The organism is Bacillus sp. 16GRE42 (assembly GCF_019837435.1).
GTDB lineage: Bacteria > Bacillota > Bacilli > Bacillales > Bacillaceae_G > Bacillus_A > Bacillus_A wiedmannii.
Genome location: NZ_JADAXF010000001.1, coordinates 1,937,173 through 1,954,792, shown reverse-complemented (window position 1 = coordinate 1,954,792; position 17,620 = coordinate 1,937,173). Strand labels below are relative to the sequence as shown.

Sequence of the window (17,620 nt, the reverse complement as noted above, 5' to 3'; positions counted from 1 at the left end):
CGGACGTATGGATAAAAAAGAAAATACGGTCGTATTGTTTCCACAACTATCAGAGCGATATATTGATGAAGGTTTTTTAGCGCTGAAAGAGCGGAAATTCGAAGATGCATTGCGCTGCTTTGAAATATTACGTCAGTATAATGCAGAAACGGAACAAACGGAACTCGCTTCTGTTATTTGTTTGTTAGAATTAAAACATATGGAAGAAGCGAAAGACAAATGTGAACAGTTACTTGAAACAGGAGCTGTATTATTTGGTGATATTCTTGAAACATATGTGACGATTTTAGTTCAAACAAATGATTATGAAGGTGTCATTGAAATCGTTGAAAAGGTTTTGCAAACGAAAGATGTAATGCCTGAGCAAAAGGAAAAATTAGCACAGCTCGCTTTATTTGCAGAAGGTATGTTAAGTGAAGTAGATACGTCACTAGTCGATTCGAATTTTGAATTGGATGAGTTTACTAATGAAATGTTTGGAGAAAACTTTGGACAAAAGCTAAGAGCGATTCAGCAACTTTCGTTAAAAGACTTGGATCTTGCATTACCTATTTTAAAGAAAGTTTTAATAGACGAAAAACAGCACCCTTATTTGAAAACTTCTATTTTATATAAAATGATAGAAAATCAAATAGAAGAAGAGATAGAAGTGGAAAAGTTTGGGAATACGATCAAGGTGATTCCAGCATTTACAGGTCATAATGAGGAGCAATCCGATAACATTATACATACATTATCAAGCCGATTAGAGCAAAATTATCCCGATATATTTGATGCAATGGTTACATATTGGAAAGAATTGCGAATTAGCGTTTTCCCATTCGCTCTATTAATGGATAAAGTGGAGATTTGGGCTGCTGTTTTAGAGAGAATTGGAAGAAAACGTTTCGGATTGACTATTGATGAAGAAGAGCTTATGACAGCGTATAATATTGAATTAGAAGAGTTTCATATTGCCTATCAATGGTTATTACGTGTTGAAAGAGAAGGATATTTGCCCGTATAATTATGAAAAAGAATCGTTCGGTTCTTGAAACGAGCATATTCTATGTTATAATGTAAGGGTTGCAAAAGGCAGAAATCTGCCTGTTTGTAAGAGAAGAGAAGTCTAATTCTCTTACTTAATATGTTTCATATTATTCTCGAACAAAATATACCGTAGTTGTCTTTTAGACAATTAGTAGATTGGAACATTATATCTGAAAGCTTTTGCTAGAGGATTATTTGTACTTTTGTTATTTCAAAAAAGAGATAATGAAGATTTTAATCTATAGAGGTATGTGCATACATTATTATAGTTGGAGGGAAAGAATAAATGGCTACAAAATGGGAAAAATTAGAAGGTAACGTAGGCGTTTTAACAATCGAAGTTGATGCTAAAGAAGTAAACAACTCTATCGACGCTGCGTTCAAAAAAGTAGTACAAACAATCAACGTACCAGGTTTCCGTAAAGGAAAAATGCCTCGTCCGTTATTCGAACAACGCTTTGGTATCGAATCTTTATATCAAGATGCTATAGATATCATCTTACCAAAAGCATACGGTGAAGCGATTGATGAAGCTGGTATCTTCCCAGTTGATCATCCTGAAATCAACATCGAGAAGTTCGAAAAAAATGCTAACCTTATCTTCACTGCAAAAGTTACAGTGAAACCTGAAGTTAAATTAGGTGAGTACAAAGGTTTAGCAGTAGAAAAAGTTGAAACAACTGTAACTGACGAAGATGTAGAGAACGAATTAAAATCTTTACAAGAGCGTCAAGCTGAACTAGTTGTTAAAGAAGAAGGAACTGTTGAAAACGGTGATACAGCTGTAATCGACTTCGAAGGTTTCGTTGATGGCGAAGCATTTGAAGGCGGAAAAGGCGAAAACTATTCTCTTGCAATCGGTTCTGGTACTTTCATCCCTGGTTTCGAAGAGCAAGTAATTGGTCTTAAATCTGGTGATTCTAAAGAAGTTGAAGTTTCATTCCCAGAAGAGTACCACGCTGCTGAATTAGCTGGTAAACCAGCTACATTCAAAGTAACAATTCACGAAATCAAAACAAAAGAACTTCCTGAGTTAAACGACGAGTTCGCTAAAGAAGCTGACGAAGAAGTTGCAACTCTTGATGAATTAAAAACAAAACTTCGTACAAACTTAGAAGAAGGCAAAAAGCACGAAGCTGAGCACAAAGTACGTGACGAAGTAGTAGAATTAGCTGCTGCTAACGCTGAAATCGAGATTCCAGAAGCTATGATCGACACTGAGTTAGATCGTATGGTTCGTGAATTCGAGCAACGTTTAAGCCAACAAGGTATGAACCTTGAGCTTTACTACCAATTCACAGGTACTGACGCTGACAAGTTAAAAGAGCAAATGAAAGAAGACGCTCAAAAACGCGTAAGAATCAACCTTGTTCTTGAAGCTATCATTGAAGCTGAAAACATCGAAGTTACTGAAGAAGAAGTAACTGCAGAAGTTGAAAAAATGGCTGAAATGTACGGTATGCCAGTAGACGCTATCAAGCAAGCTCTTGGAAGCGTAGACGCTTTATCTGAAGACCTTAAAGTGCGTAAAGCTGTAGACTTCTTAGTAGACAACGCTGCATAATAAAATAACAAGGCGCGATTTTAATCGTGCCTTGTTTTATAAATATAGAAATATATTTATAAAACTTTTCGATGAAGAAGGAAAACTTCCTTTACAAGTCGAATATACATATTTCAAAAGTTTTAAAATTTTTTTATTTGTACATAACTAGTCATATTATTTGTATTTCTCGCCACGTAGTGACATAATATGTATTTACATACGATACATTTATCGTGTACATACGAAGGCAAGAGGTTAGCACTTTGTAAGGGGTGTGAAAATATGTTTAAATTTAATGATGAAAAAGGTCAATTAAAATGTTCTTTCTGTGGTAAAACACAAACGCAAGTTCGAAAGTTAGTTGCAGGTCCAGGTGTTTACATTTGTGACGAGTGTATCGAACTTTGTACTGAAATTGTACAAGAGGAGCTTGCGAAGGACGAAGAAGTAGAATTCAAAGATGTACCGAAACCGGTAGAAATTCGTGAAATCTTAGATGAGTATGTCATCGGACAAGATAACGCGAAAAAAGCACTAGCGGTAGCGGTATATAACCATTACAAACGCATTAATTCTAACAGTAAAATTGATGATGTAGAATTAGCGAAGAGTAATATTTCACTTATTGGGCCAACTGGTAGTGGTAAAACATTATTGGCACAAACATTAGCGCGTATTTTAAATGTTCCATTTGCGATCGCGGACGCAACATCTTTAACAGAAGCTGGATATGTAGGGGAAGATGTAGAAAACATCTTACTAAAATTAATCCAAGCAGCTGATTATGATGTAGAGAAAGCGGAAAAAGGAATCATTTATATTGATGAGATTGATAAAGTGGCACGTAAGTCCGAAAATCCATCAATTACACGTGATGTATCTGGTGAAGGCGTACAGCAGGCACTTCTGAAAATTTTAGAAGGTACTGTAGCGAGCGTTCCACCTCAAGGTGGTCGTAAGCATCCGCATCAAGAGTTCATTCAAATTGATACAACGAATATCCTATTCATTTGTGGTGGAGCGTTTGATGGCATTGAGCCAATTATTAAACGTCGCCTTGGTGAGAAAGTAATTGGATTTGGTGCTGAGAAGAAAAATGCTGATGTAAATGAGAAGCATGTTTTATCTCACGTTTTACCAGAGGATCTTTTAAGATTCGGTTTAATTCCGGAGTTTATCGGTCGTCTTCCAGTTATTGCGAACCTAGAGCCGCTTGATGAAGATGCTCTTGTAGATATTTTAACGAAACCAAAAAATGCACTTGTTAAGCAATTCCAAAAACTATTGGAGCTTGACGATGTTGAGTTAGAGTTTGAAGAAGGTGCACTAATTGAAATTGCGAAAAAAGCAATTGAACGTAAAACAGGTGCTCGTGGACTTCGTTCTATTATTGAAGGCTTAATGCTTGATGTAATGTTCGAACTTCCATCTCGCAAAGATATCGAGAAGTGTATTCTGACGAAAGAAACAGTAGCTGATAATGAACCACCGAAATTGGTGTTACAAGACGGTACTGTACTTGATACAAAAACATCTGCATAGTGCGAAGAAGAAACAGCAATTTTTATAATTGCTGTTTTTCTTTATGTTTAGCTATGTTCCTCCACGGAAATACTAAGTGATAAAACATTGCGGGAGGAAATAAATTATGAGCTGGACAAATATATTTTTACTTGTTCAACTTGTTTTTGGTGTAATTGTCGGATTGTATTTTTGGCATTTACTTCGAAATCAGCGAACACAAAAAGTTTCAATTGATCGAGAATCGAAAAAAGAATTAGAACAGCTTCGTAAAATGCGTGAGATTTCTTTAACAGAGCCGCTTGCGGAAAAGGTACGTCCTACATCCTTTTTAGATATTGTAGGGCAAGAGGACGGAATTAGGTCGTTAAAAGCGGCTCTTTGTGGTCCGAATCCGCAACATGTAATTATATATGGTCCGCCAGGTGTCGGGAAGACAGCGGCAGCACGTCTTGTATTGGAAGAAGCGAAACGCAATCCGAAATCTCCATTTCGTACAAATGCAACATTTATCGAACTTGATGCGACGACAGCAAGATTTGATGAACGTGGTATTGCAGACCCATTAATTGGTTCAGTCCATGATCCGATTTATCAAGGGGCCGGTGCAATGGGGCAAGCGGGTATCCCACAGCCGAAAAAAGGAGCTGTAACAGATGCGCATGGTGGTATTTTGTTCATTGATGAGATTGGTGAATTACATCCAATTCAAATGAACAAAATGTTAAAGGTGTTAGAAGATCGGAAAGTATTTTTGGAAAGTGCGTACTATAGTGAAGAAAATTCGATGATTCCAACGTATATACATGATATTTTTCAAAAAGGTTTGCCAGCCGATTTTCGCTTGGTTGGGGCGACGACACGTTCGCCAGAGGAGATTCCTCCTGCTATTCGGTCACGCTGTTTAGAAGTGTTTTTCCGTGAGTTAGATACAGAAGAGATTCAAAAAGTAGCGAAGAATGCAGCTGATAAAGTGGAAATGCAAATAGGTAAAAATGGTATTGAAATGATCGGAATGTATGCAAGAAATGGACGAGAAGCGATTAACCTTGTACAAATTTCTGCTGGTATGGCAATAAATGAAGAACGTTCTTTCATTAAAGATGAAGACATAGAGTGGGTTGTTCACTCTAGTCAACTTACACCGAAATATGAAAAACGTATTTATCCTATTCCGAGAATCGGTCTTGTAAATGGACTTGCTGTATACGGACCAAATACAGGCGCGTTATTAGAAATTGAAGTAACAGCAATCAAGGCGAAAGATAAAGGATCAGTAAATGTAACTGGTATTGTGGAAGAGGAAAGTATTGGTAGTCAAACGAAATCCATTCGCCGTAAAAGTATGGCGAAAGGTTCTGTAGATAATGTATTAACAGTACTTCGTTCTCTAGATGTGTTGCCAGAAGGGTATGATATACATATTAATTTTCCAGGTGGTATCCCAATTGATGGGCCTTCGGCAGGTATTGCTATGGCAACAGGTGTATATTCAGCAGTGCATCGTACGTATGTGAGTAATGAAGTAGCGATGACCGGTGAGATAAGTATACATGGGGAAGTGAAACCTATTGGTGGTGTGTACGCAAAAATAAAAGCCGCGAAAAAAGCAGGTGCTAAGAAAGTCATCATTCCTGCTGAAAACATGCAACCGTTTTTGTATACAATAAAAGGAATTGAAATCATTCCTGTTCGTAAGTTAAAAGAAGTATTTGAGCTAACATTTATGCAGGAAAATATGCATCGAGACCTTGATATACATAATACTGTGGATGAAACAGATGCACAATCAATGTGAGAATGAACGATAATAAAATTTGCCAGACTTCGTTTAAGTTTGTATGCTTAAGCGGAGTCTTTTTTCCTTTTTATAAGAGAGAAAAAACGAGAGATTTACAATTGCGGAAAATCTCTGCAATTGCATCTAGATGTATTGTAATATAAAATAGTTGAACAGGAGTTTAATTTATTATGGAGGTGCTATGTCTAGTATGAATACGAATGAAAGAATCGTACCCCTCCTACCATTAAGAGGCGTTCTCGTATATCCAACGATGGTTCTGCATCTTGATGTAGGACGTGATAAATCGATACAAGCACTAGAGCAGGCGGCAATGGATGAAAATATCATCTTTTTAGCGATGCAAAAAGAAATGAATATCGATGATCCGAAAGAAGATGACATATATAGTGTAGGTACAGTGGCGAAAGTGAAGCAAATGTTAAAATTGCCGAACGGTACGCTTCGTGTCCTTGTAGAAGGTTTACATAGAGCTGAAGTAGTAGAGTTTATCGAAGAAGAGAATGTAGTGCAGGTTTCTATCAAAACGGTAACTGAAGAAGTGGAAGATGATCTAGAAGAGAAAGCTCTTATGCGTACATTACTCGAGCATTTCGAACAATATATTAAAGTTTCGAAAAAAGTTTCAAATGAAACATTTGCAACGGTAGCTGATGTAGAAGAGCCAGGAAGATTAGCTGATTTAATTGCTTCTCACTTGCCGATTAAAACGAAGCAGAAACAAGAAATCTTAGAGATTGTATCTGTGAAGGAACGATTACATACACTTATTTCAATTATTCAAGATGAACAAGAGTTACTTAGTTTAGAAAAGAAAATTGGACAAAAAGTGAAACGTTCAATGGAGCGCACGCAAAAAGAGTATTTCTTACGTGAGCAAATGAAGGCGATTCAAACTGAACTTGGTGATAAAGAAGGTAAGGGCGGGGAAGTTGAAGAACTTCGTGAGAAAATTGAACAGTCGGGAATGCCTGAAGAAACAATGAAGGCTGCACTGAAAGAATTAGACCGTTATGAAAAGTTACCAGCAAGTTCTGCGGAGAGCGGTGTTATTCGCAATTATATGGATTGGTTATTAGCACTTCCATGGACAGAAGCGACAGAAGATATGATTGATCTTGCTCATTCTGAAGAGATTTTGAACAAAGATCATTACGGTCTCGAGAAAGTGAAAGAGCGCGTACTGGAATATTTAGCTGTACAGAAGTTAACGAATTCATTAAAAGGGCCTATCCTTTGCTTAGTAGGACCTCCTGGGGTCGGGAAAACTTCGTTAGCGCGTTCGATTGCAACATCATTAAATCGTAATTTCGTCCGTGTATCCCTTGGTGGTGTACGTGATGAATCGGAAATCCGTGGTCACCGTCGTACGTACGTTGGAGCGATGCCAGGACGCATTATTCAAGGTATGAAAAAGGCGAAAACAGTTAATCCAGTCTTTTTATTAGATGAGATTGATAAAATGTCTAACGACTTCCGTGGAGATCCGTCAGCGGCATTACTTGAAGTGTTAGACCCAGAACAAAACCATAACTTCAGTGATCATTACATTGAAGAACCGTATGATCTATCGAAAGTTATGTTTGTAGCAACTGCGAATACACTTTCAAGTGTTCCAGGTCCGCTGCTTGACCGTATGGAAATTATTTCGATTGCTGGCTATACAGAACTTGAAAAAGTTCATATTGCCCGTGAACATTTATTGCCGAAACAATTAAAAGAGCATGGCTTACGTAAAGGTAATTTACAAGTACGTGATGAAGCACTTCTTGAAATTATTCGTTATTATACACGTGAGGCTGGTGTTCGTACGCTAGAGCGTCAAATTGCAAAAGTTTGTCGTAAAGCAGCAAAAATTATCGTTACAGCAGAACGCAAGCGTATTGTAGTAACAGAGAAAAACATTGTTGATTTACTTGGTAAGCACATATTCCGTTATGGACAAGCCGAAAAAACAGACCAAGTTGGTATGGCAACAGGGTTAGCGTATACAGCAGCAGGCGGTGATACACTTGCGATTGAAGTGTCTGTAGCGCCAGGTAAAGGGAAATTAATTTTAACAGGTAAACTTGGGGATGTTATGAAAGAATCCGCACAAGCAGCGTTTAGCTATATTCGTTCTCGTGCAGAAGAGCTTCAGATTGATCCGAATTTCCATGAGAAAAATGATATTCATATTCATGTTCCAGAAGGAGCAGTTCCAAAAGATGGACCGTCAGCAGGTATTACGATGGCAACGGCACTTATTTCTGCACTAACAGGTATTCCTGTAAGTAAAGAAGTGGGGATGACAGGTGAAATTACACTTCGTGGTCGTGTATTACCAATTGGTGGTTTAAAAGAAAAAACATTAAGTGCTCACCGCGCAGGCTTAACAAAAATTATTTTGCCAGCAGAAAACGAGAAAGATTTAGATGATATTCCAGAAAGCGTAAAAGAAAACCTTACGTTTGTGCTTGCATCTCATTTAGATGAAGTATTGGAGCACGCATTAGTAGGAGTGAAACAATGAAAGTAACAAAAGCAGATATTGTAATTAGTGCTGTTAAACCAGAACAATATCCAGACAGTGATTTACCAGAAATTGCATTAGCAGGTCGTTCAAATGTCGGGAAGTCTTCCTTTATTAATAAAATTTTAAATCGTAAAAAGTTAGTACGTATTTCTTCTAAACCAGGGAAAACGCAAACGTTGAACTTTTTCTTAATCAATGAGATGATGCATTTTGTTGACGTTCCAGGTTATGGCTATGCGAAAGTATCTAAAACAGAGCGCGCAGCATGGGGCAAGATGATTGAGACTTACTTTACAACACGTGAGCAATTAGACGCAGCTGTATTAGTAGTTGATTTACGTCACCAACCAACAAATGATGACGTGATGATGTATGATTTCTTAAAGCATTATGAAATCCCAACAATTATTATTGCGACGAAAGCCGATAAAATTCCGAAAGGGAAATGGCAAAAGCATTTAAAAGTTGTAAAAGAAACGCTTGCTGTTGAAATTGGTGATGAAATCGTTCTATTCTCTTCTGAAACAGGACTTGGAAAAGAAGAAGCGTGGAAGGCAATTCATAGAATGACAAAAACAAAAAACGCGTAACGAATGTCGCGCGTTTTTTTTTATTTACTAAATTTTTTAGTGTACGTTTAATGTGACCTCAATATTACCTCTTGTTGCTTTCGAATAAGGACATACACCGTGAGCGGCTTCTACAAGTTCTTGTGCTTCGGTATGAGAGACGCCAGCAACGTGTACATCAAGTACAGCAGATAGGCCGAAACCACCATCTGTATCTTTTCCGATAGAAACGTGAGCAGTTACTTCTGTACTTTCTACTTTCACACGTTTTGTACGAATGACAAGTTGTAATGCACTATCAAAACAAGCGGCATAACCAGCAGCAAATAGTTGTTCTGGATTCGTTGCCTCTCCGCCTGCACCACCTAGTGCTTTCGGCATTTTTACATCAAGATTTAATATGCCATCATCTGAAATTACTTTTCCGTTTCTTCCACCTGTAGCAGTTACTGAAGCAGTATATAATTTATCCATGTTTATTCCCCTTTTCTATCATTAATTGTTTTCATTGTTTCAATTAGTTTATTTAATTGAATTAATAAAGAACGATATTCTTGTTCTGTAATTCCTAAATTTGTTGCCATCGTTGTCGGCAATGAACAAGCCTTTTCTTTTAAATCTTTACCTTGTTCTGTTAATTCAATACAAACTTTGCGCTCATCTTCTTTGGAACGAACGCGTTTTACAAGTTTTAATGATTCCATTCGTTTTAACATAGGTGTTAACGTACCAGAATCTAAAAATAAACGTTCTCCAATTTCTTTTACTGTTAGTCCATCTTGCTCCCATAGTACGAGTAAAGTAATGTACTGGGGATACGTAATACCCATCTCTTCTAAATATGGTCGATAAAAGCGGGTAACTTCTTTAGAACAGGCGTAAATAGAAAAACAAAGTTGGTTATCTAGGTGTAAAGAATTCTCTGTCATACATAACTCCCTTCTAATTAAGTTGTGCACAATTTAATTTTGTAAAATCAATATAACGAAAAAGAAATACAATGTCAAATACATTGTATTGAGAAAGTCTGTGCTACAATTTGGAACAATCATACATATTTTCCTTCATGATGAAAGAAGATAGGAAAGATGATGTTATAATTCATATGGAATAGTTTCCATCACTTGATTATGAGGGCTTTTTTTGGTAACGTACAAATAGAGTTATTAATTTATAATCATTATAAAGTAGGAAGTCTTTATTAGTTTTACTGAATCTCCTTTATTACATACGGAGAATAAATAAAAAATAATCGGTTGTTCACACGATTGTCAGATTCATAAGAGGAAAGTTGTATTATGATAGTAGATAAAGTGATAAAACGGGTGAAGGGGGACATGCTGCGTGCATATTCTTGTTGTTAGTGTAAATTATCGAACAGCCCCTGTAGAATTTCGTGAGAAACTCACATTTCAGGCAGCAGAGCTAGAGGAAGCAATGACTACATTACAAAATCAAAAGAGCGTGTTAGAGAATGTCATTGTATCAACTTGTAATCGCACTGAGATTTACGCTGTTGTCGATCAATTACACACGGGACGGTATTATATTAAGAAGTTTTTAGCTGATTGGTTTCAGCTTGAAATAGAAGAAGTCGCACCATATTTAACTATTTTTGAACAAGATGGTGCAATAGATCATTTATTCCGCGTGACGTGCGGTTTAGATTCTATGGTAGTTGGAGAAACACAGATTTTAGGCCAAATAAAAGATAGCTTTTTAGAAGCGCAACAAGTAAAAGCGACAGGCACAATTTTTAATGAGTTGTTTAAGCAGGTGGTTACGTTAGCGAAACGTGCGCACTCAGAAACGACGATTGGTGAAAGTGCGATGTCTGTTAGTTATGCCGCTGTTGAGCTCGGAAAGAAAATATTTGGTGAGTTAACAGATTGTCATGTGCTTATTCTTGGTGCTGGTAAGATGGGTGAATTGGCACTGCAAAACTTATATGGAAGCGGTGCTCGAAAAGTAACAGTCATGAATAGAACGTTTACGAAAGCGAAAGTAATGGCTGAGAAATATATGGGACATGCAAAGCCTTTAAGTGAATTGCAATGTGCATTATTAGAAGCAGATATTTTAATTAGTTCAACTGGTGCATCTGAATATGTCATTACGAAAGAGATGATGACAAAGGTAGAGAAAATGCGCTCTGGTCGTCCGTTGTTTATGGTGGATATTGCAGTGCCGCGTGATATTGATCCAGCGATTGATGAACTAGAAGGTTCTTTCTTATATGACATTGATGATTTGCAAGGAGTAGTGGAAGCAAATCGTGCTGAGCGTTTGAAAGAAGCAGAGAAAATTCAATTTATGATTGAAGAGGAAATTGTTTTATTTAAAACGTGGTTAAGTACACTTGGTGTTGTTCCGTTAATAGCAGCTCTTCGTGATAAGGCACTTGCTATCCAAAGTGAAACGATGGAAAGCTTGGAACGAAAAATACCGAATCTTAGTGATCGTGAGAGAAAAGTAATTAGTAAGCATACGAAAAGTATTATTAATCAATTATTAAAAGACCCAATTTTAGTAGCGAAAGAAATAGCTGCTGAAGAGGGAGCAGACGAAAAATTAGCGTTATTTGCAAAGATTTTTGACTTAGAAATGGAAGATGTAGAGAGTTGTGCGGAAGAAGTAGAACATAAAAGAGCGTGGACACCATCCGTTCCATCTTTATAATTTGGAAGGATGATCGGATGAGTTTTTTAAATAACAGTATTATTTATCATATTGCAATTATTTTATATGCTTGTAGCATTAGTTTATATTTTATAGATTATTTCCAAAGTAACCGAAAGGCGAACCGATTTGCTTTTTGGTTACTTTCGATTGTATGGGTTCTGCAGTCTATCTTTATGTTACTTAGGGCTACAGATTCAGAAACGAACCCTATATTAACTTTATTATCAGGGATTTATTTTTATGTTTGGCTATTGATTACGATGTCGTTAGTCATTAATCGATTTATGAGAATTGACTTTTTAGTCTTTTTTACAAATGTTGTCGCATTTGGCGTAAGCGCTTTTTCTATTTTTACACCGCTCGGAAAGATGTCGCCGGTACTGGCAGAGCAATTAGTTTCAGAACTTGTATATGTACATGTCGGTATGGCTATTATTTCTTATGCAACTTTCACTGTATCGTTCATTTTTTCTATTATGTATTTATTGCAATATCGCCTATTAAAAAAGAAAAAATGGAATGCGAGATTAAGAAGGTTAGGGAATTTACCGAAGCTAGAATCGATGTCTTACGGATTAAATTTATTTTCTGTTCCATTTTTCTTACTAGCTATTTTATTAGGATGCATATGGGGATATACGAAATTGGACAATTTCCATTGGTATGATACGAAAGTGATCGGGTCTTTTGTCGTTCTATTTGTATATTGTGCTGGCCTATATTTACGAGTGGCAGATGTGTTGCAAGGGAAGAAAATCGTGCAGTGGAACATCGGAGCATTTCTCGTAATGCTAATCAATATTTTTCTATTAAGCAGTTTATCCAACTTCCACTTTTGGTATTTATAATGAGGAGAGAGAATTATGCGCAAAATTATTGTAGGGTCACGAAAGAGTAAATTAGCATTAACGCAAACAAACTGGTTTATTGATCAGCTAAAAGCACTAGGTTTACCATATGAATTTGAAGTGAAAGAAATCGTCACAAAAGGTGATGTTATTTTAGATGTTACTCTTTCAAAAGTAGGCGGAAAAGGCTTGTTTGTTAAAGAGATTGAACATGCGTTACTTACGAAAGAAATTGATATGGCTGTACATAGTATGAAAGATATGCCGGCCGTACTTCCAGAAGGATTAATGATTGGTTGTACACCGAAGCGTGTTGACCCTCGTGATGCTTTTATCTCAAAAAGCGGAGCATCGTTTAAAGAGTTAGCAGAAGGCGCTATTTTAGGTACGAGTAGTTTAAGACGCAGTGCACAATTATTAGCTGCGAGACCAGATTTACAAGTGAAGTGGATTCGAGGGAATATCGATACACGTTTACGTAAATTACAAGAAGAAGATTACGATGCAATCATTTTAGCAACAGCTGGATTACAAAGAATGGGCTGGGATAATGAAGTTATTACAGAACATTTAGATGAGACGTTATGTGTACCTGCTGTAGGACAAGGTGCATTAGCGATTGAGTGCCGTGAGGATGATAAGGATTTACTACAGTTGTTAGCGCATATGAATGATGCAGTAACAGAAAGGACAGTCGCAGCAGAACGAGTATTTCTTCATAAACTTGAAGGTGGATGCCAAGTTCCGATCGCTGGATATGCAACTCTTACAGAAAATGATGCAATCGAATTAACAGCTCTTGTCGGTTCTATGGACGGTTCTGTTTTATTGAAAGAGACAGTAGTAGGAACTAATCCAGAGGAAGTAGGATTAGAGGCTGCGGACCGTTTAATTAAACAAGGCGCAAAAGAACTCATTCTTGCTGCAAATAAGGGGCAACAATAAATATGAACGCTCTCGCTGGCAAAACGGTATTAATTACACGTGCCCAGCATCAAGCGAAACAAATGAGTGTAGCGGTGAAAGAAAAGAGCGGAATTCCATTGGAAATTCCGCTTTTGCGTATGGAAGGTATGTCTCATAGGCAAATTCAACATATAGCAGGGCAGCTGCATTCGTATGACTGGGTTATTTTTACGAGTAAAAATGGGGTAGCTTTTTTTCTAGATAGTTTGAGAAAGAAGCTACCCGCAAAGACTAAAATTGCTGCAGTAGGCGTGAAAACAAGGTTAGAGTTAGAAAAGCGGGGCTATCAAGTGGACTTCGTTCCAACTTCATTTGTTGCAGAAGTATTTGCAGAAGAGTTTGTAAAAAGACTAAGTGGAAACGAGTGCATTTTATTTCCGAAAGGGAATTTAGCAAGAGATGTAATTCCAGTTGCACTTCGCGAAATTGGTGTTTCTCTAGAGGAGCTAATCGTATATGGTACGAAAGAGAATATAGAGAAAAGGCAAGAGCTTATAGTAGCGTTAGAAGTAGGGAAAGTAGAAATTATTACATTTACGAGCCCTTCAACTGTTACTAGTTTTGTTCGTTTACTTGAGGGTACAAACTGGAGAGAATGGACAAAAAACTGTACAATTGCTTGTATAGGGCCTATTACGGAAAAAGAGGCGATCCTTTATTTTCCACATGTTATTACGCCGAAAGAGTACACTGTAGAAGCATTACTACAATGCATTTGTGAATCTATAAAATAAAAGAATGGGGATAGAAATCTATGAACTCTTTACAATTTAATCGTCATCGTCGCTTAAGACAAAGCGGTAATATGCGTGCGCTTGTGCGTGAAACGTTTTTACATACGGAAGATTTTATTTACCCTATTTTTGTATTAGAAGGAGAAAATGTTCGTAATGAAGTGCCTTCTATGCCAGGCGTATATCAAATGTCTTTAGATTTATTGCAAGCTGAAATGCAAGAGGTTGTTGATTTAGGTATTCGTTCTGTTATTGTATTTGGTTTACCTGCTGAAAAAGATGAAGTTGGATCATCAGCATATTGTGATCATGGAATTGTGCAACGTGCAATTAAGCAAATTAAAGGTGAATTCCCTGAGCTAGTAGTAGTTGCAGATACATGTTTATGTCAATTCACAAGCCATGGTCATTGCGGTGTAATTGAAGATGGTATTATTTTAAATGACGAGTCTCTTGCAGTTCTTGCGAAAACAGCTGTAAGCCAAGCGAAAGCAGGAGCGGACATTATTGCGCCATCAAACATGATGGACGGATTCGTAACAGCAATTCGCCATGCATTAGATGAAAATGGTTTTGGACACGTACCAGTAATGTCGTACGCTGTGAAATATTCATCAGCATTTTACGGACCATTCCGTGATGCGGCGCACGGTGCCCCGCAATTTGGTGATCGTAAAACATATCAAATGGATCCAGCGAACCGTATGGAAGCATTCCGTGAAGCAGAATCAGATGTAATGGAAGGGGCAGATTTCTTAATTGTAAAGCCAGCTCTTTCTTACTTAGATATCGTTCGTGATGTGAAAAATAACTTTAATTTACCAGTCGTTGCTTATAACGTAAGTGGTGAATATTCGATGATTAAAGCAGCAGCGCAAAATGGTTGGATTAATGAAAAAGAAGTTGTACTTGAAAAATTAATTAGCATGAAACGTGCAGGAGCAGATTTAATTATTACGTATCATGCAAAAGATGCAGCAAGATGGTTACAAGAAGGAGGCGCTAAATAATGAAAAAGTTTGATAAGTCGATTGCGGCGTTTGAAGAGGCACAAGATTTAATGCCTGGTGGCGTAAATAGCCCCGTTCGTGCTTTTAAGTCTGTTGGTATGAATCCGTTGTTTATGGAGCGCGGAAAAGGCTCTAAAGTATATGATATCGATGGAAATGAATACATCGATTACGTATTATCATGGGGTCCTTTAATTCATGGTCATGCGAATGATCGTGTTGTTGAAGCTTTAAAATCTGTTGCTGAAAGAGGAACAAGCTTCGGTGCCCCAACGGAAATTGAGAATAAATTAGCGAAACTTGTTATTGAGCGCGTACCATCAATTGAGATTGTACGTATGGTTAACTCTGGAACAGAAGCGACAATGAGTGCACTACGTTTAGCTCGTGGTTATACAGGACGTAATAAAATTTTGAAATTCATCGGTTGTTACCACGGTCATGGTGATTCGTTATTAATTAAAGCGGGTTCTGGTGTGGCGACGCTAGGTTTACCAGATAGCCCTGGTGTACCAGAAGGTGTAGCGAAAAATACGATTACCGTAGCGTATAACGATTTAGAAAGTGTGAAATACGCTTTCGAACAATTTGGTGATGATATTGCTTGTATAATTGTAGAACCAGTAGCAGGAAATATGGGTGTTGTTCCTCCGCAACCAGGATTTTTAGAAGGTCTTCGTGAAGTAACAGAGCAAAATGGTGCATTGCTTATTTTTGATGAAGTCATGACAGGATTCCGAGTTGCTTATAATTGCGGACAAGGTTATTACGGTGTAACACCTGATTTAACTTGTTTAGGTAAAGTAATCGGTGGTGGCTTACCAGTAGGAGCATACGGTGGTAAAGCAGAAATTATGCGCCAAGTTGCACCGAGCGGACCGATTTACCAAGCAGGTACTTTATCAGGTAACCCACTTGCAATGGCAGCAGGTTATGAAACGTTAGTACAGTTAACGCCAGAATCATATGTAGAATTTGAGCGTAAAGCTGAAATGTTAGAAGCTGGCTTACGTAAAGCGGCTGAAAAACATGGCATTCCGCATCATATTAACCGTGCGGGTTCTATGATTGGTATTTTCTTTACAGATGAACAAGTTATTAATTACGATGCAGCAAAATCTTCAAATTTAGAATTCTTTGCGGCTTACTATCGTGAAATGGTAGAACAAGGTGTATTCTTGCCACCATCTCAATTCGAAGGTCTATTCTTATCGACAGCACATAGTGATGCAGATATTGAAGCGACGATTGCAGCAGCTGAAATTGCAATGTCAAAATTAAAAGCTTAATTGTTGAAAGAAAATCGCTCTCCATAAGGGGAGCGATTTTTTTTATTCATAAAGTCAGCTTTCCATACATAAATCTGTAATGACATATAGTTTGGGAGGGGGAAAAGAAGTGGCAACAGATCATTCATTACGTTTTTCATTAAAAGAATCTGTTTGGTTCCAAAAAGGACAGGAAGTCGAAGAACTTTTGTCAATTTCGTTAGATCCAGACGTTGAGATAGAAGAGCTTGATCATGAAGTTATCGTGAGAGGGCAATTAGATTTAACGGGAGAGTATGTTGCGCGGCAAGATGATTCGGCTTATTCATTAAGAGATTTATCGCCAGCGAAATCAATTGATTATGTAGAAACAAGGGAAGATGGGGTTAATGAACTTGTTCATTCCTTTCCGCTTGAAATATCAATTCCGAGAAACCGTGTGAAAGTAATTGAAGAACTATATGTATCTATTGAGGAATTTGATTATGAATTAAAGGAAAATGGTTGCTTACAATTATTAGCGGATATATCTATCACTGGTTTATGTGATGAAGAAAGAATCGAGGATGAAGAGGGAGAAACAGCGTATGCTGAGTTAGAGGCTGATTCCGCACAAGAAGATGAAAATAGACCTGCCATGCACGTAGAAGAACCAATCTATAAGGAATCAGATGAGTGGGAAGATTACGCGTTTGAACCGTTTCAACTAGAGGAAAGAAAAGAGCAGGAAGTAGAGGAAGAGGAAATAGAAGAACATGAATTTGTGGAGCGTGAAGAGGAGAAAGAATCAACGCCACAATTTGAATTGTTCGGAAGAAAAGATTTCAAGAAAGAAAAAGCGAAAAAACAAGAAGAGCAAGAAGAAGAAACGTATTCACAGCGAGATGAAAATGCACTTTATTTAACGAAAATATTTACGAAAGAACCGGAAGAAGAATTTACAAAGTTAAGAATGTATTTCGTGCAAGAAGGGGATACAATCGAATCTGTTGCAGACCGTTATGAAACGTCTGTACAAAACTTATATCGTGTCAATCAAACAGAAGATATATATTTAACTGCGGGACAAATTATTTATATTCCTGTTTCAAGGGCAAAAGCGAAATAAGTGAGTGTTTTCACTCACTTATT

15 protein-coding genes are annotated in these 17,620 nt (G+C 37.4%); 13 read left to right on the top strand and 2 right to left on the bottom strand.

Going from position 1 to position 17,620, the window contains the following annotated elements; all coding sequences use genetic code 11:
- The first annotated feature begins 7 nt into the window (after positions 1-7).
- From ILS93_RS10135 to ysxC, 6 genes are all read left to right on the top strand, one after another.
- Entirely contained in the window at positions 8-1,006 is a 999-nt protein-coding gene (locus ILS93_RS10135) for a hypothetical protein (protein WP_064474677.1), read from the top strand.
- A 309-nt stretch (positions 1,007-1,315) separates the two neighbouring features.
- Positions 1,316-2,593, top strand: coding sequence for a trigger factor (gene tig / locus ILS93_RS10130; RefSeq protein WP_064474678.1), 1,278 nt, complete (start codon positions 1,316-1,318; stop codon positions 2,591-2,593).
- Between the two features lie 264 nt (positions 2,594-2,857).
- Positions 2,858-4,117 (top strand): ATP-dependent protease ATP-binding subunit ClpX, encoded by a 1,260-nt coding sequence (gene clpX / locus ILS93_RS10125; protein WP_000472283.1) that lies wholly within the window; start codon positions 2,858-2,860, stop codon positions 4,115-4,117.
- Positions 4,118-4,223: 106 nt separating this feature from the next.
- On the top strand, positions 4,224-5,894 hold the full coding sequence (gene lonB / locus ILS93_RS10120) for an ATP-dependent protease LonB (RefSeq protein ID WP_064474679.1): 1,671 nt from the start codon (positions 4,224-4,226) through the stop codon (positions 5,892-5,894).
- A gap of 184 nt (positions 5,895-6,078) precedes the next feature.
- Positions 6,079-8,409, top strand: coding sequence for an endopeptidase La (gene lon, locus ILS93_RS10115; RefSeq protein WP_000097312.1), 2,331 nt, complete (start codon positions 6,079-6,081; stop codon positions 8,407-8,409).
- Positions 8,406-9,002 carry a ribosome biogenesis GTP-binding protein YsxC gene (ysxC, locus tag ILS93_RS10110; protein WP_000869124.1) on the top strand — a complete coding sequence of 199 codons (597 nt, stop codon included), beginning with the start codon at positions 8,406-8,408 and terminating at the stop codon, positions 9,000-9,002. The genes lon and ysxC overlap by 4 nt, the downstream gene beginning before the upstream one ends.
- Before the next feature lie 36 nt (positions 9,003-9,038).
- Here ysxC and ILS93_RS10105 read toward each other — a convergent pair whose 3' ends face one another.
- A complete protein-coding gene (locus ILS93_RS10105; protein ID WP_064474680.1) occupies positions 9,039-9,455 on the bottom strand; it encodes an organic hydroperoxide resistance protein in 417 nt (138 codons plus the stop codon).
- 2 nt (positions 9,456-9,457) lie between these two features.
- Positions 9,458-9,910 (bottom strand): MarR family winged helix-turn-helix transcriptional regulator, encoded by a 453-nt coding sequence (locus ILS93_RS10100; RefSeq protein WP_044737640.1) that lies wholly within the window; start codon positions 9,908-9,910, stop codon positions 9,458-9,460.
- 415 nt (positions 9,911-10,325) lie between these two features.
- On the opposite strand from ILS93_RS10100, the gene hemA reads away from it, so the two are divergent.
- From hemA to spoVID, 7 genes are all read left to right on the top strand, one after another.
- Complete coding sequence (hemA, locus tag ILS93_RS10095) at positions 10,326-11,660, top strand: glutamyl-tRNA reductase (RefSeq protein WP_222660378.1); 1,335 nt, start codon at positions 10,326-10,328, stop codon at positions 11,658-11,660.
- A gap of 17 nt (positions 11,661-11,677) precedes the next feature.
- A complete protein-coding gene (locus ILS93_RS10090; RefSeq protein WP_000008998.1) occupies positions 11,678-12,511 on the top strand; it encodes a cytochrome c biogenesis protein in 834 nt (277 codons plus the stop codon).
- A gap of 15 nt (positions 12,512-12,526) precedes the next feature.
- A complete protein-coding gene (gene hemC, locus ILS93_RS10085; RefSeq protein ID WP_064474682.1) occupies positions 12,527-13,456 on the top strand; it encodes a hydroxymethylbilane synthase in 930 nt (309 codons plus the stop codon).
- Positions 13,457-13,458: 2 nt separating this feature from the next.
- Entirely contained in the window at positions 13,459-14,211 is a 753-nt protein-coding gene (hemD, locus tag ILS93_RS10080; RefSeq protein WP_088048063.1) for a uroporphyrinogen-III synthase, read from the top strand.
- Between the two features lie 20 nt (positions 14,212-14,231).
- Positions 14,232-15,221 (top strand): porphobilinogen synthase, encoded by a 990-nt coding sequence (gene hemB, locus ILS93_RS10075; protein ID WP_001087076.1) that lies wholly within the window; start codon positions 14,232-14,234, stop codon positions 15,219-15,221.
- The gene (hemL, locus tag ILS93_RS10070; protein ID WP_048541355.1) at positions 15,221-16,510 is read left to right on the top strand and encodes a glutamate-1-semialdehyde 2,1-aminomutase; all 1,290 of its coding nucleotides are present in this window, start codon (positions 15,221-15,223) and stop codon (positions 16,508-16,510) included. Before hemB ends, hemL begins: the two co-directional genes overlap by 1 nt.
- A gap of 109 nt (positions 16,511-16,619) precedes the next feature.
- Positions 16,620-17,597, top strand: coding sequence for a stage VI sporulation protein D (gene spoVID, locus ILS93_RS10065; RefSeq protein WP_098111521.1), 978 nt, complete (start codon positions 16,620-16,622; stop codon positions 17,595-17,597).
- Positions 17,598-17,620 lie beyond the last annotated feature (23 nt).

What these genes read in the sequence shown, in the direction of transcription:
- ILS93_RS10135 (WP_064474677.1), top strand. Translation starts at nt 8, where the DNA reads ATGGATAAAAAAGAAAATACGGTCGTATTGTTTCCACAACTATCAGAG.
- tig (WP_064474678.1), top strand. Translation starts at nt 1,316, where the DNA reads ATGGCTACAAAATGGGAAAAATTAGAAGGTAACGTAGGCGTTTTAACA.
- clpX (WP_000472283.1), top strand. Translation starts at nt 2,858, where the DNA reads ATGTTTAAATTTAATGATGAAAAAGGTCAATTAAAATGTTCTTTCTGT.
- lonB (WP_064474679.1), top strand. Translation starts at nt 4,224, where the DNA reads ATGAGCTGGACAAATATATTTTTACTTGTTCAACTTGTTTTTGGTGTA.
- lon (WP_000097312.1), top strand. Translation starts at nt 6,079, where the DNA reads ATGTCTAGTATGAATACGAATGAAAGAATCGTACCCCTCCTACCATTA.
- ysxC (WP_000869124.1), top strand. Translation starts at nt 8,406, where the DNA reads ATGAAAGTAACAAAAGCAGATATTGTAATTAGTGCTGTTAAACCAGAA.
- ILS93_RS10105 (WP_064474680.1), bottom strand. Translation starts at nt 9,455, where the DNA reads ATGGATAAATTATATACTGCTTCAGTAACTGCTACAGGTGGAAGAAAC.
- ILS93_RS10100 (WP_044737640.1), bottom strand. Translation starts at nt 9,910, where the DNA reads ATGACAGAGAATTCTTTACACCTAGATAACCAACTTTGTTTTTCTATT.
- ILS93_RS10090 (WP_000008998.1), top strand. Translation starts at nt 11,678, where the DNA reads ATGAGTTTTTTAAATAACAGTATTATTTATCATATTGCAATTATTTTA.
- hemC (WP_064474682.1), top strand. Translation starts at nt 12,527, where the DNA reads ATGCGCAAAATTATTGTAGGGTCACGAAAGAGTAAATTAGCATTAACG.
- hemD (WP_088048063.1), top strand. Translation starts at nt 13,459, where the DNA reads ATGAACGCTCTCGCTGGCAAAACGGTATTAATTACACGTGCCCAGCAT.
- hemB (WP_001087076.1), top strand. Translation starts at nt 14,232, where the DNA reads ATGAACTCTTTACAATTTAATCGTCATCGTCGCTTAAGACAAAGCGGT.
- hemL (WP_048541355.1), top strand. Translation starts at nt 15,221, where the DNA reads ATGAAAAAGTTTGATAAGTCGATTGCGGCGTTTGAAGAGGCACAAGAT.